Below are 12,882 nucleotides of genomic sequence, written 5' to 3'. Positions count from 1 at the left end.
CCCCTACTCCCCTACTCCCCTACAACTTATCCCCCTCCACCTCGTATCTCCCTCATGAACCTGACCCCTACTCCCCTACTCCCCTACAACTTATCCCCCTCCACCTCGTATCTCCCTCATGAACCTGATCTACGCCGCCCTTGCCTTCCTGATGGCGCTTATCTTCGGCTTTGTCGGCGTCACCCGCGTCGGCTCATGGCTGATCGAGCGTCGCAATCCGCCGATCGGCGAGTTCGCCGACATCGACGGCGCCCGCATCCACTATGTCCATGTTCCGGCGCCCGCCAATGCCGAGCTGCCGCCGATCGTCTTCATCCACGGCGCCAGCGCCAATCTCAGGGACCAGATGCTGCCGCAGCGCCCCTTGCTCGAAGGCCGCGCCGAAATGCTGTTCCTCGACCGGCCGGGCCATGGCTGGTCGGGTCGCGGCACCACCAACGAGAACCCGTCGGCGCAGGCCAACACCATTGCCGCACTGATGGACCATCTCGGCATCAGGAATGCTGTCATCGTCGGCCATTCCTTCGGCGGCGTGGTGACATCGGCCTTTGGCCGGGGACATCCAGACAAGACGCTCGGGCTCGTCTTTCTCGCACCGGCGACCCACCCATGGCCGGGCGGCGCAACCGCCTGGTACTACGATCTGACCACCATGCCGGTGCTCGGTTGGCTGTTTTCCGAAACGCTCACCTATCCGGCGGGAGCCCTGCAGATGGCTGACGCCACCACCTGCGTCTTTTCGCCCAACAAGGTGCCGGACAATTACCTCAGCTCGGCCTCTATCCCGCTGGTGCTGCGACCAACAGCCTTTCGTGCCAACGCCACCGATGTCGCCGGGCTCTATCGCTACGCGCTCGCCACCGCACCGCGTTACGCCGAGATCAAGGCGCCGACCGTGGTGATTTCAGGCGATCGCGACAAGGTGGTCTATGCACATGTCCATTCGGTCGGCCTGGCGCGCGACATTGCCGGTGCCGAACTCGTCTGGGTGCACAATCTCGGTCACAAGCCAGACTGGATCGCGACCGACCTGACCGTCGGCGCCATCGAGAAGGTCGCTGGCAAGAATATAGACCTGCAGGCGATGGCCAGGACCGTGGAGGCGCGCATCGCCGGCGACGCCTACGGCGCCGGCAGATGCGCCGATATCAAGGTACCGCAGGCCGAACTTGCGCCGACCTAAAGCGGGCCGCCTGAATCCGTTCAGAGGCGACACGCTTCAGGAATCTAGCGGCTGACTTGTGTGTCCGAACCGATATAGGCGATGCGCAGCATGTTGGTCGAACCCGGTGTCCGCAGCGGCACGCCCGCGGTGATGATGACGCGGTCGCCAGGCTTGCCGAAGCCTTCGTCGAAGGCGATGCGGCAGGCGCGATTGACCATGTCGTCGAGATCGACGGCGTCGGGTGAGACGACGCAATGCGTGCCCCACAAAAGCGACAGCCGCCGCGCCGTGTTGAGGATCGGCGACAGCGCGATAACAGGCACCTGCGGCCGCTCGCGGGCGGCGCGCAGGCCTGTGGTGCCCGATGCGGTGTAGGTGATGATCGCCGACAGCTTCAGCGTTTCGGCGATTTCGCGCGCGGCCAGCGAAATGGCATCGGCGCCGGTCGCTTCCGGCTCGGAGCGCTGGGCGTTGATGATGCCGGCATAGGTCGGATCGGTTTCGACCTTGGTGGCGATACGGTTCATCATTGCCACGGCCTCGACGGGATAGGCACCCGCCGCCGATTCCGCCGACAGCATGATGGCATCGGCGCCTTCGAAGACGGCGATCGAAACATCGGACACTTCGGCGCGGGTCGGCACCGGCGCCGTGATCATCGATTCCAGCATCTGCGTTGCAACCACCACCGGCTTGCCGGCGCGGCGTGCCGCGCGCGTGATCTGCTTCTGGATGCCGGGCACCGCCTCGAGCGGCATCTCGACGCCGAGATCGCCGCGGGCGACCATCAGCGCGTCGGACAATTCGATGATCTCGGCCAGCCGGGCGACGGCCTGCGGCTTTTCGATCTTGGCCATGATCAGCGCCCGGCCGCGTGCGATCTTGCGCGCTTCGGCCAGATCCTCCGGCCGCTGCACGAAGGACAGCGCAACCCAGTCGACGCCTGTGGCCAGCACGGCATCGAGATCCTTGCGGTCCTTTTCGGTCAGCGCACCGACCGGGAGGTCGGTGTCGGGCAGGCTGACGCCTTTCTTGTCGGAAATCGTGGTGCCGGCGACGACGGTGCAGACGATCGACTTGCCGTCGCTCTTCACCGCCTTCAGCTCGAGCTTGCCATCGTCGATCAGCAGGCGATGGCCGGCTTCGACCGAGCTCAGGATTTCCGGATGCGGCAGATAGACCCTGGTCGAGGTGCCAGGTTCGGGATTGTCATCGAGGGTGAAGGTCTGGCCTTGCGTCAGCACTTCCTTCCCGTTGGCGAACTTGCCGACGCGCAGCTTCGGTCCTTGTAGGTCGGCGAGGATGCCGATCGGCCGGCCAACCGCTTCCTCGACAGCGCGGATGCGTCCGACCAGCGTGCGCATCAGTTCATGGTCGGTATGGCTCATATTGATGCGGAACACATCGGCGCCCGCTTCGAACAGTTTCTTCAGCATCTCCTCCGACGAGGAGGCCGGACCGATGGTGGCTAGGATCTTGACCTTGCGGCTACGTCTCATTGACTGTTTGTTCCCGGGGCGGCTGGAGCGCCTCCCGTTGTGGACTCATCGGTCAGCTGGACCATCCAGCTTGCCTGTTCGCCCGTGTCATATTCCTGGAATCCGGCGCGCTGGAAGCCCCGGGCGACGCAGTCGGTCACGCCGGCGATCTTGAACTCTTTTTCAGCCACGCACATATTGATCGGGCCGTCCCAGCGTCCACCGCGTTCGGCGTCTTCTGCATAAAGATAGTAAAACCTTGATGACAGCGGCCCTTCGATCAGCGTCTTGCAGCTCGATCCCTCGATGTGCCACCAGCCTTCGGTGATCCAGCCGGCCTTGGCGCGATAGCCGATGCCGACACCGACCAGGTTCTGCGTGGCGTTGCAGACGCGGAAATCGGCACGCGCCGGCGAAGCCACGACCATCGCCGACAGGCCCATGGCAAAAGTGAGGAGCGGCATGGCAAAGGCAGAGCGCATGCGCTGCCCGCCGGCGGAACTCATCCGAAAACCCCTCAAAAACCACATCAGCATCTCTCTGCGCCCCTTTTCGGAAAAGTCCGGGCGCATGTCAACGCACCGTTTTGTCCAATTCCAATCGATTTAGAAAGGCTCCGGCGCACAATTCGCCGACGTGTGCCAGATTTCCCGGGAAACCTTGGCCAAACAACGGCATTGCGCAAGCGTCGTCTTCGTGGAATGACGATAGCACCCTCCCCGGAAGCCCGCGAACAGACCATTTCCCGCCAATGACCCGATCCACAGTTTTCGCGCCTTTCGACATCATCGAGGGCGACCGCAAGCGAGGCATCGTGCTGTTGGGCGATCATGCCCGTCGCGACCTGCCCGACGACTACGGCAGCCTCGGCCTGCCCTCGGCCGAGTTCGACCGGCACATCGCCTATGACATCGGCGTCGAGGCGGTGACGCGCGAACTGGCTGCCCTGCTCGGCGTGCCGGCGGTGCTCGCCAATTTTTCGCGACTGCTGATTGATCCCAATCGCGGCGAAGACGACCCGACGCTCATTCGCCAGCTTTATGACGGCACTGTCGTAGCTGGGAATTACCCCATTACTGCCGATGAGCGCGAGAGGCGGCTCGACGGGTTCTACCGGCCCTATCACGACGCCGTCGGCGCCATGATCGCATCGGTCGCACAGGCTTCCGCCCAGACGCCCTTCATCTTTTCGGTGCATTCCTTCACCCCGGCCATGCAAGGAATCCAGCGTCCTTGGCACGTCGGCATCCTGTGGGACCTCGACGACCGCGTGGCGCGGCCTTTGATAGACATGCTGTCGCAGGACAAGAACCTCGTCGTTGGCGACAACGAACCCTATGACGGCGCGCTGCGCGGCGACACCATGTACAAGCACGCCATCGTCAACGGCTTCGCCCATGCGCTGATCGAGATCCGACAGGATCTGATATCGGACCAGAAGGGCGCGCTCGCCTGGGCCGAACGGCTGGCGCCGATCGTTGACGCGATCGACCGCCGTCCCGATATACATGTGGTGAAGATGTTCGGCTCGCGCACCGGGCCGCTATGACGGAGGTTTCGATGACCGAACTCAGCGACGAGCAGCAACGCGACTTCGAAGCGGCCGCCTTCCGCCGGCTGGTCGAGCATCTGCGCGAGCGCAACGATGTGCAGAACATCGACCTGATGAATCTCGCCGGCTTCTGCCGCAACTGCCTGTCGAACTGGTATCGCGAGGCAGCCAATGCCGAGGGCGTCGATCTCACCAAGGATCAGTCGCGCGAGATCGTCTACGGCATGCCTTATGGGGAATGGCAGGCGCTGAACCAGACCGAGGCCTCCGACGCCAAGAAGGCCGAATTCGAGGCAAGGCGCCCCCAGGATCATTGACGCCGTCGCCCCAGCGATCGCCTAAGGCTATGTTTGGCCCAAAATGCTTCCCGAAAGAGCCTTGACTGAAAATTGAATCGATCTAATTTGCCGCGCGAAGCCATTTTCAGCGGGATTCGCCTCATGAACGCGTCAATTGCCAAGCTGACTGCCATTCGCGGACGATGGGCGCTCGCGGCCATTTTTCTCGCCAACGGCTTCCTGACGGGCAGCTGGGCGCCGCAGATCCCGGTGTTCCTGACCCGGCTGGAGATTTCGAAGTTCACGCTCGGCCTGCTGATTCTCTTATTCGGCGTCGGTGCCGTCGTCGCGATGACCTGGTGCGGCCATTTGATCTCCAGACATGGCTCGCGCACCGTACTGCGCTGGTTCGCCCTGTGCGGCAGCCTCGGTCTGATGGTCGTGGCGCTGGCGCCCAACGTACCGCTGGCGGCCGCGGCCATGATCATCTTCGGCGGCTCGATCGGTGGCATGGACGTTGCCATGAATGCCAATGCCGTGGTGGTCGAACGGCGGCTCTCCCGCGCCGTCATGTCGTCCTCGCACGGCTTCTGGAGTCTCGGCGGCTTCGCCGGCGGCGGCCTCGGCGGCTTTGCCATCCAGCACTACGGCCACCTCGCCCACGCGGCGGCGGTAACGGTGTTTGCCTTCGCGGTGATCGCGGTGGCCGTTCGCCATCTCCTCACCGAAGACAGCCCGCAGGCAGCCGAGCACCACAAATTCGCACTGCCGGCAAACCCGCTGGTTTATCTGATCGGACTGATGGCGCTGCTGGCGATGATCTCCGAAGGCGCGGTGCTCGACTGGGCAGCCCTGTATCTGCGCCAGGAGCTCGGCGCCGATCTTGCCGTTGCCGGCCTCGCCTACGCCGGATTTTCGGGCGTCATGGCGATTACGCGGTTCTTCGGCGACGGCATACGCAATCGCTTCGGCGCGGTGACGACGCTGCGCGTGTCGGCCCTGGTAGCAGCGGTCGGCATGCTGGTGGCTGGCCTGGCGCCCTCGCCCTGGCTCGCCATTGCAGCCTTTGCCTTTTGCGGCTTCGGCATCGCCAATATGGTGCCGATCATCTTTTCGGCCGGCGGCAACCAGGAAGGCATGTCTTCTGGCACCGGCATGAGCGTGGTCACCACTATCGGATACTGCGGCATACTGGTGGCGCCGTCGGCGATCGGCTTCGTTGCCGAGCATTCCAGCTTCGGCCCGATCTTCATCACCATGTCGGGACTGCTGATCATCGTGTTGCTGATGGCCGGGCTCGCTCACCGCGCCGAATTCGCGCCAGCACCCGCCGAATAGCGTTTCAGCTCCTCGTGGAGGAAATCCACCACACGGCGGATGCGCACGCTGGTACGCACATCGCGATGCATCGCCAGCCACACCGGCAGAACCGGCAGCGGCAGGTCAGGCAGCACCTTCTCAATCAAAGGATCCCTGTCGGCCAGCGGCTCCTGGCCGAGGCCAATGCCGTTTCCCGCCCGCACCGCTTCCCACAAAACGATCTGGTTGTCGGCCCTGAAGCGGAAGCTGCTCCGGGTGACGGGGATGCCATGCTGGGTAAAGCCCCTGATGATCTCGTCGCCGCGATCGAAGCCGACCAGATCGTGGTCGACAAGATCGGCAGGCTTCAGCGGACGGCCGCGCCTGTCGAGATAGGATTTGGCCGCGCAGGCGCAGAGCTCGATATCGCAGACCTTGCGTGCCGTCAGCTCGTTCTGCGCCGGCTTGACCATGCGGATGGCGATGTCGGCATCTCGACGCAGCAGGTTCTCGACCTGGTTCGAAGCAACGATCTCGACCTCGATGCCGGGCTCCTCGATCCCCAGCCGCATCGTCATCTCAGGCAGGACATAGGCCGCCACGACCTCGCTGGCGGCGATGCGCACCGTGCCTTCGATGGCCTCGACCGAACCCAGCGCCAGGAGTGAGAAGGCGCTTGCCTGCTCGCTGACCGCCTTGCCGCGTTCGAACAGCGTGCTGCCGGCCTCCGTCAGTTCGTAGCCGTGCCGTCCTCGACGGAACAGCGTGACGCCCAGCGCCTGTTCCAACTCGCCGATGTGACGGCCAAGCGTCGGCTGGCTGGCCGAAAGCTTTCGCGCGGCGGCCGACAGGCTGCCGGATTCTGCCACGGCGACAAAGCTCTTGATCAGGTTCCAGTCGATTTCAGTCATTCATTTATGAATATCAGAACGCCATCTGTAGTTCAATTTCCATTCGCATTCGGAGCGACCATATTCCGGCTGCAGACACCAACACGGACTGCAAACACCAACCAGGCGAACTCAGATGACCAAGATCGCCCTCACCGCCGCCGCCATCCTCATTTCCGTCAGCGCCGCTTTTGCCGGCAGCGACAAGTTTGGGTCGAACGACGCCAGCCAGCCGGCTGTCACCAGCACCGACAACACGACCACCGCTTCGATCCACAACCCGGATGCGGCCGTCCGGCAACCGGTCACGCAGGGCAGCAACCGCGACCTCTTCGGCAGCCGCTGATCTCGATCGCGCTCGTCGCTGATCTCGATCGCGCTTGTCGCTGATCCCGATCGCGCGTCCAGACCGACCACGCAAATCCCAACCCAGGAGTGCTTCCAATGACCAGTATCGCAATTCTCGGTGCCAGTGGCCGGCTCGGCCGCGTGGTCGCCAAGGCCTTCATCGACGCGGGCTACGAGGTTCGCGCAGTCACCCGCAACGGCAAGGTGCCGGCCGAACTCAAAGGCGCCACAGCCGTTGCCGGTGACGCGCTCGACCGCGTGGCCCTCATCCGCGCCACGCAAGGTGTCGATATCATCTTCAACGGCCTCAACCCGATCTACACCGACTGGGGCAAGTGCCTGCCGATGGCGCAGAATGTCATGGCTGCCTGCCATGCGAATGGCGCACTGCACCTCTTCCCCGGCACCGTTTACAATTACGGCTCACCGATGCCGGCGGTGATATCGGAAGACACACCCTTCCATCCGAGCACGCAAAAGGGCCGCATCCGCTGCGCCATGGAGGAATTGTTTCGTCGCGAGGCCGACGCGGGCCGCGTCCGCACCATCCTTCTGCGGGCCGGCGATTTCTTCGGCGGCACCGGCAGCGGATCATGGTTCGACCTGATCGTTGCCGCCAAGATCAACAAAGGTATCTACACCGCGCCTGGCCCGGTCGACCTCGTACATGAATGGGCCTATCTGCCTGACTTCGCTGTGGGCTTCGTCGCGCTGGCGCGCAATCTGGACAAGCTCGGCTTCTATGAAGCGCTGAACTTTCCGGGCCACGCGGTTACCGATCTGCAGATCAAGGCCGCTGCCGAGAAGGCTATTGGTCGTCCGCTCAAGATGACTTCGATGCCCTGGTGGGTACTGCGCGCTGGCAGCCCGTTCGTAGCGATGTGGCGCGAGATCGTCTCCATGTCCTACCTGCGCTTCGAGCCGCATCAACTGGCTTCGATGCGGCTGGAAGGCATCGTCGGCGAGATTCCGCACACGCCGTTGGATCAGGCGGTTGCTGAAGCGCTCGGGGATATCGGCATTGCCACCGTGACCTGCGTTGCGAAAGCTGCCTGACCTCCGCGATAGCGGGCGATGCTCCTCCGCAGATTAACAATCTCCGCGGACTGAGAGGGCGCCTCAGAGCCGTCCCATCAACAGCAGCACCATAAGCAACACCAGCACCACGCCGACAATACCCGAGGGCCCATAGCCCCAGGAGCGCGAATGCGGCCAGGCCGGCACCGCGCCGATGAGGATAAGGACCAGGACGATGATGACGATGGTGGTGATCGGCATGAGAACCCCGCAATTCGACTTTTCGCCCAAGAACAATGCAAAAGGCCGCCCGGTTGTTCCGGGCGGCCTTTGCCGGTCAAATCGGCAATGATCTATTCGGCGGCTTTCGGAAAGGCGATATCCGGCCCGGCTCCGGCATCCCGCCCTGGCGCATCGGTCGATGAAATCTCGACCTTGCCGCGCCGGAACAGACGGCTGATCAAGCCGCGCCGTGCGCCCGGCTTGACCTTGGCGCGGGTGAACACCATCAGCATCGACGGCGTCACCACCAGCGTCAGCACCGTGGCGAAGGACAGGCCGAAGACGATCGCCGAGGAGAGCGAAATCCACCATTGCGTCGACGGCGCGTTGATCGTCGTCTCGTGATGGAAGATTTCCAACCCGAGGCCGAAGGCGATCGGCAGCACGCCGAGAATGGCCGACACAGCCGTCAGCACGACCGGGCGGGCGCGCTCGCGGCAAGTCTGCAGCACCGCCTCGACCTTGTCCCAGCCTTCTTCACGCAGCCGGTCATAGGTGTCGATCAGCACGATGTTGTTGTTCACCACCACGCCGGCCAGAGCGATGACGCCGATGCCCGACATGACGATGCCGAACGTCTCGCCGGTTATCAGCAGCCCGAGGAACACGCCGATCGTCGCCATGACCACGCAGGACAGCACCAGCCAGACGCTGGTGAACTTGTTGAACTGCGCCAGAAGCACCAGGAAGATCAGGAAGATCGCCGCCCCGAAGGCCTTGCTGAGGAAGGCGCTGGCTTCGGCGCTGTCCTCGTTCGAACCGGCCAGCTTCCAGCGGATGCCGCTGCCGAGATCCATGTCGGAGACGGCCTTGGTGACCTGCTCCTGCACAGCCGCGACCTGAGCGCCGGCGGCGACGTTGGCCTGGACGACCACCGTACGCGCGCCGTCGATGCGGTTGAGGATGCCGACCGTCGGCTCGGGCTTGCGCACGACGAAGTTCGAGATCGGCACCGAGCCTTGTGAGGTCTGCACCCTGAGTTCGTCGAGCGTCGACAGCGTGCGCCGGTCTTCGGGCAGGCGCAGCCTTATGTCGACCGCGTCGTCGGCGCCGGCGGGCCGGTATTCCGAGAGCTTCAACCCGTTGGTCACCAGTTGCACCACCGTGCCGACCGAGGTTGGGCTGATGCCGTACTGCGCCGCCTTGGCACGATCCACCTCGAGCGCCCAGTCGACACCGGGCGGCGGCAGGCCGTCGGAAATATCGATGACGCCGGGCACCTTGCCGATGCGCGCCGCGACCTCACGGGCCTTGTCGTCGAGCCCCTTGGGGTCGACGGCCGAAAGCCTGATCTGGATCGGCTTGCCGGTCGGCGGACCGGCTTCCGGCACGCGCACCTCGACATCGACGCCGGGAATGCCGGCCATGACGCCGCGCAGATCGTCCAGGATGTGGTTCGCCGACTTGCGCTCGCGCCAGTCGATAAATTCGTACTGGATGACTCCGACGACGTCTTCGGGGATATCCTGGCCGCCGCCTTGCGTCTTGCCGACGCGGGTGTAGACCGACTTCACACCCGGCCAGCCGAGCAGCCTGTCTTCCGCGATCTTGGTCGCGGTATCCATTTCGGCCAGCGAAAGATTGCCGCGCGCATGCACGTAGAGCAGGCCATAATCCGGCTCGACATTCGGGAAGAACTCGACGCCGGCGCCGTATTTCGAATAGGCAAAGCCGACGCCGAACAAGAGCGCGACGGTCAGCACCAGCACGGTGATGGGGAAGCGCACCGCCTGCTTGACGATCGCCATGTACCAGCCGTCGCGATTGTCATCCTCATGATGCGGCGGCGCCTTGGCGAAGATCGCACCCAGCGTCGGCGCGAAGACAAGCGCGTAGAGCATCGAGGCCGATAGCGTGACGATCAGCGTGATCGGCATGTACTTCATGAAGTCGCCGATGATGCCCGGCCAGAACAGCAGCGGCGAGAAGGCGGCGATGCGCGTCATCGTCGCGGCGATGACCGGACCGGCCATGCGCTTGGCGGCGAGCGCGAAGGCTTCCTCCTTCGGCATGCCCTCGCTCATCCGCCGTTCGGCGAACTCGGTGACGATGATGGCATCGTCGACCAGCATGCCGACGGCCAGGATCAGGCTGAACAGCACGATCATGTTGATCGTGTAGCCCATCATCGCCAGCAGCAGGATGCCGATCAGGAAGGACGACGGAATCGCAAGCCCGATGAGCAGCGAGGCGCGTCCGGACAGCGCGTAGAGGATGACGATGAACACCAGGATGACGGCGATCATCACATGGTTCTGCAGGTCGCCGAGCAGCTGGTTGACGAAGACCGACTTGTCCTGCGTGTAGGTGACGTTCATGCCCTCGGGCATCGACTTGACGAACTCGTCGGACACCGTTCGCACCTTGGCGATGGTGTCGATCAGGTTGGAGCCGATGCGCTTCTTGACTTCGATGGCGATGGCCGGCTTGCCGTTGAGACGGGTCACCGTCTCGGCATCCTTGAAGGTCGAACGGATCGTCGCGATGTCCTTGGCCTGCACCACGGCATTGGGGCCGGCGACCACCGGCAGTGCGGCGACATCCTCCGGCGTTTCGATCAGCGACGGTACCTTGACGGCGTATTTGCCCTCCGAGCCTTCGATATTGCCGGCGGCGACCAGGCTGTTGGAGTTGCCGACCGCACCGATCAGTTGATCGAGTTGCAGCCCATAGGAAGACAGCTTCATCGGATCGATGACGACCTCGACGAGATCGTCGCGCGCACCCTGCAGCGAGCCCTCGAGAACACCGGGAACCTCCTCGATGCGGTCGCGCAGTTCACGCGCGGCGGCGGTCAGCACGCGTTCGGGCAGATTTCCCGAGAGCGTGACGACGAGCACGGGAAATTCGGAAATGTTGACTTCGGTGACGACGGGTTCTTCCGCCGCCTGCGGCAGGTCGGCCTTGGCGTCCTGCACCTTGCTGCGCGTGTCCTGCAGCGCAGTGGCCAGATTGGTCTGCGGCTGGAATTCGACCAGCACGTAGCCGCCGCCCTGGAAGGCGGCCGAACGCATCTCCTTGAGGCCCTTCAGGCTTTTCAGCTTGCTTTCCATCGGCCGCAGCAGAAGCCGCTCCGAATCCTCGGGCGAAATGCCCTGGTAGATCAGGCTGACATACATCATCGGAATCGGAACGTCGGGCTCCGCTTCCTTTGGCGTCGCCTGATAGGCGACCCAGCCCGCCAGCAGAAGGAAGACGAGGACCGAAATGGTCAGGCGGGCATTGTTGATTGCGAGTCTGACGATATCCATGGCTAACGCCTGTTCTTGAATTTCCACGAGCTGCGTCGCAGCCGATTGTCCCCGCCCAGGGCTAGGCCGTCGCGATCTCTTCCTACTGCGTGCCGGCCGTCGCTTCGCCGAGCAGCTTCTTGATGATCGCTTGGTCGGCCTCGACCGGATTGACCAGATCGCCTTCCTTCACCAGTTCCTGGCCGGCGACGATGATGCGGGCGTCGGCCGGGATGCCGCCGAGGACGAGGCCGGTCGGCGTGTCATCGACGAGGTCGATGGGGAAGAACGCTACCTTGTTGTCCTTGCCCACGGCACGGATGCCGAGGTCGCCCTTGTCGCCGAGCGTCACGACCGAGCGCGGCAGCAGCACCGCGTCGGTGGGCTGTGCGTTGAGCGAGATTTCCGCCGTCATGCCGGCCGGCACCGAGCCGTCGGCATTGGGGACGGCAACCTCGACGCGGAAGGTGCGGGTCGCCGACGAGGCGTCGCGGCTGATGTAGCGCACGGTGCCTTGGACGGTCTGGCCGCTGACCAGCCGTATGGTGGCCTTGTCGCCGAGCTTGAGGTAGCCGAGATCGCGCTCGCTGACTTCGCCGCGGGCAATCACCGGATCGAGCTTGAGGATGGTCGCCACCTCGCCGCCTTGCATGATGGAGCTGCCAAGTTCCACCGGCACCCGGTCGATAACGCCGTCGAAAGGCGCCTTCACCTCGTTGCGGTCGAGTTCGGCCTGTGCCGTTTCCAGCTGCGACTGCGCCGAGGTCAGGTTCGAGCGCGCGGTGTCGAGCTGCAGCTTCGGCAGATTGCCTGATTTCATCAGCCGCAAGGCTGCGTCCAGCTCGGCCTGGCGCTGCACCACCAATTGCTTGGCGTTGTCGACCATCGAGATCTTTTCTTCCGCCGCAAGCATCAGCACCAGATCCCCCGTCTTGACGTGATCGCCTTGCTTGACAGGCAGCTTGTCGATGACACCGGCGACGCGCGTCGCCAGCACCGCCCGCTTGTCGGCTTCGGTCAGCCCGGAAATGCGGATGGCGCGTGCATAGGTCTTGCGTGGCGGCGTCACCACAGCGACCGTGCGCAGCGGTGCCTTCGGCTCGGCTTCCGCCTGCTTGGGCTTCGCCGCATCGGGCGCCTTGGCCTGTTCGGCTTCGGCTGCCTTGGCTTTGTTGGCGGCTACGCTGCCGACTGACGAAAACTCGCCTGTCGCCATCCATGCCGCGAAACCAATGAGCACAACAACGGCTGCAAGCTTGTGAAACCTGATTCTCATCGTCGTTTTTTCCACTGCGGGTTCGGCCAGCGTCCTCATAACGCGGGCGCGTCGCCGATATGGGTGC

The 12,882-nt window shown here is 63.8% G+C and carries 12 protein-coding genes; 6 read left to right on the top strand and 6 right to left on the bottom strand.

Annotated features, from left to right (window positions below; genetic code table 11):
- Window positions 1-118: 118 nt before the first annotated feature.
- Window positions 119-1,183: an alpha/beta hydrolase gene (locus EJ079_RS11800; protein WP_127809055.1), complete on the top strand. Its 1,065-nt coding sequence runs from the start codon at window positions 119-121 to the stop codon at window positions 1,181-1,183.
- A gap of 44 nt (window positions 1,184-1,227) precedes the next feature.
- Here the strand turns inward: EJ079_RS11800 and pyk are convergent, their stop codons facing one another.
- Together pyk and EJ079_RS11790 are read right to left on the bottom strand one after the other, a co-directional pair.
- The gene (gene pyk, locus EJ079_RS11795; RefSeq protein WP_013529204.1) at window positions 1,228-2,664 is read right to left on the bottom strand and encodes a pyruvate kinase; all 1,437 of its coding nucleotides are present in this window, start codon (window positions 2,662-2,664) and stop codon (window positions 1,228-1,230) included.
- On the bottom strand, window positions 2,661-3,149 hold the full coding sequence (locus EJ079_RS11790; RefSeq protein ID WP_127327661.1) for a DUF1036 domain-containing protein: 489 nt from the start codon (window positions 3,147-3,149) through the stop codon (window positions 2,661-2,663). Before EJ079_RS11790 ends, pyk begins: the two co-directional genes overlap by 4 nt.
- A 245-nt stretch (window positions 3,150-3,394) precedes the next feature.
- Between EJ079_RS11790 and EJ079_RS11785 the strand changes: the two genes are divergently transcribed.
- The 3 genes from EJ079_RS11785 (at window position 3,395) to EJ079_RS11775 (ending at window position 5,811) form a co-directional block, all read left to right on the top strand.
- Window positions 3,395-4,192, top strand: coding sequence for an N-formylglutamate amidohydrolase (locus EJ079_RS11785; RefSeq protein WP_127809054.1), 798 nt, complete (start codon window positions 3,395-3,397; stop codon window positions 4,190-4,192).
- A gap of 11 nt (window positions 4,193-4,203) precedes the next feature.
- Window positions 4,204-4,512 (top strand): DUF1244 domain-containing protein, encoded by a 309-nt coding sequence (locus tag EJ079_RS11780; protein WP_027037142.1) that lies wholly within the window; start codon window positions 4,204-4,206, stop codon window positions 4,510-4,512.
- A 123-nt stretch (window positions 4,513-4,635) separates the two neighbouring features.
- Entirely contained in the window at window positions 4,636-5,811 is a 1,176-nt protein-coding gene (locus EJ079_RS11775; protein ID WP_127809053.1) for an MFS transporter, read from the top strand.
- On the opposite strand, the gene EJ079_RS11770 is transcribed toward EJ079_RS11775, so the two are convergent.
- Window positions 5,775-6,683, bottom strand: coding sequence for a LysR family transcriptional regulator (locus tag EJ079_RS11770; protein ID WP_127809052.1), 909 nt, complete (start codon window positions 6,681-6,683; stop codon window positions 5,775-5,777). The two genes, EJ079_RS11775 and EJ079_RS11770, sit on opposite strands and share 37 nt — an antisense overlap.
- 115 nt (window positions 6,684-6,798) lie before the next feature.
- Between EJ079_RS11770 and EJ079_RS11765 the strand changes: the two genes are divergently transcribed.
- Window positions 6,799-7,008, top strand: coding sequence for a DUF680 domain-containing protein (locus EJ079_RS11765; RefSeq protein ID WP_127321943.1), 210 nt, complete (start codon window positions 6,799-6,801; stop codon window positions 7,006-7,008).
- A 98-nt stretch (window positions 7,009-7,106) separates the two neighbouring features.
- Window positions 7,107-8,066 (top strand): SDR family oxidoreductase, encoded by a 960-nt coding sequence (locus tag EJ079_RS11760; RefSeq protein WP_127809051.1) that lies wholly within the window; start codon window positions 7,107-7,109, stop codon window positions 8,064-8,066.
- A 63-nt stretch (window positions 8,067-8,129) separates the two neighbouring features.
- On the opposite strand, the gene EJ079_RS11755 is transcribed toward EJ079_RS11760, so the two are convergent.
- The 3 genes from EJ079_RS11755 to EJ079_RS11745 all read right to left on the bottom strand — a co-directional run bounded on the left by EJ079_RS11755 (window position 8,130) and on the right by EJ079_RS11745 (window position 12,815).
- On the bottom strand, window positions 8,130-8,288 hold the full coding sequence (locus EJ079_RS11755) for a DUF3309 family protein (RefSeq protein ID WP_127809050.1): 159 nt from the start codon (window positions 8,286-8,288) through the stop codon (window positions 8,130-8,132).
- Between the two features lie 92 nt (window positions 8,289-8,380).
- Window positions 8,381-11,560 carry an efflux RND transporter permease subunit gene (locus tag EJ079_RS11750; protein ID WP_127266905.1) on the bottom strand — a complete coding sequence of 1,060 codons (3,180 nt, stop codon included), beginning with the start codon at window positions 11,558-11,560 and terminating at the stop codon, window positions 8,381-8,383.
- Between the two features lie 82 nt (window positions 11,561-11,642).
- A complete protein-coding gene (locus EJ079_RS11745) occupies window positions 11,643-12,815 on the bottom strand; it encodes an efflux RND transporter periplasmic adaptor subunit (RefSeq protein WP_127809049.1) in 1,173 nt (390 codons plus the stop codon).
- Window positions 12,816-12,882 lie beyond the last annotated feature (67 nt).

This window comes from Mesorhizobium sp. M7A.F.Ce.TU.012.03.2.1, from assembly GCF_004006095.1.
In the GTDB taxonomy this organism is placed as follows: Bacteria; Pseudomonadota; Alphaproteobacteria; order Rhizobiales; family Rhizobiaceae; genus Mesorhizobium.
Note: the sequence above shows the minus strand (reverse complement) of the source record. Positions and strands in the feature narration are given on the sequence as shown.

What these genes read in the sequence shown, in the direction of transcription:
- EJ079_RS11800 (WP_127809055.1), top strand. Translation starts at nt 119, where the DNA reads ATGAACCTGATCTACGCCGCCCTTGCCTTCCTGATGGCGCTTATCTTC.
- pyk (WP_013529204.1), bottom strand. Translation starts at nt 2,664, where the DNA reads ATGAGACGTAGCCGCAAGGTCAAGATCCTAGCCACCATCGGTCCGGCC.
- EJ079_RS11790 (WP_127327661.1), bottom strand. Translation starts at nt 3,149, where the DNA reads ATGAGTTCCGCCGGCGGGCAGCGCATGCGCTCTGCCTTTGCCATGCCG.
- EJ079_RS11785 (WP_127809054.1), top strand. Translation starts at nt 3,395, where the DNA reads ATGACCCGATCCACAGTTTTCGCGCCTTTCGACATCATCGAGGGCGAC.
- EJ079_RS11780 (WP_027037142.1), top strand. Translation starts at nt 4,204, where the DNA reads ATGACCGAACTCAGCGACGAGCAGCAACGCGACTTCGAAGCGGCCGCC.
- EJ079_RS11775 (WP_127809053.1), top strand. Translation starts at nt 4,636, where the DNA reads ATGAACGCGTCAATTGCCAAGCTGACTGCCATTCGCGGACGATGGGCG.
- EJ079_RS11770 (WP_127809052.1), bottom strand. Translation starts at nt 6,683, where the DNA reads ATGACTGAAATCGACTGGAACCTGATCAAGAGCTTTGTCGCCGTGGCA.
- EJ079_RS11765 (WP_127321943.1), top strand. Translation starts at nt 6,799, where the DNA reads ATGACCAAGATCGCCCTCACCGCCGCCGCCATCCTCATTTCCGTCAGC.
- EJ079_RS11760 (WP_127809051.1), top strand. Translation starts at nt 7,107, where the DNA reads ATGACCAGTATCGCAATTCTCGGTGCCAGTGGCCGGCTCGGCCGCGTG.
- EJ079_RS11755 (WP_127809050.1), bottom strand. Translation starts at nt 8,288, where the DNA reads ATGCCGATCACCACCATCGTCATCATCGTCCTGGTCCTTATCCTCATC.
- EJ079_RS11750 (WP_127266905.1), bottom strand. Translation starts at nt 11,560, where the DNA reads ATGGATATCGTCAGACTCGCAATCAACAATGCCCGCCTGACCATTTCG.
- EJ079_RS11745 (WP_127809049.1), bottom strand. Translation starts at nt 12,815, where the DNA reads ATGAGAATCAGGTTTCACAAGCTTGCAGCCGTTGTTGTGCTCATTGGT.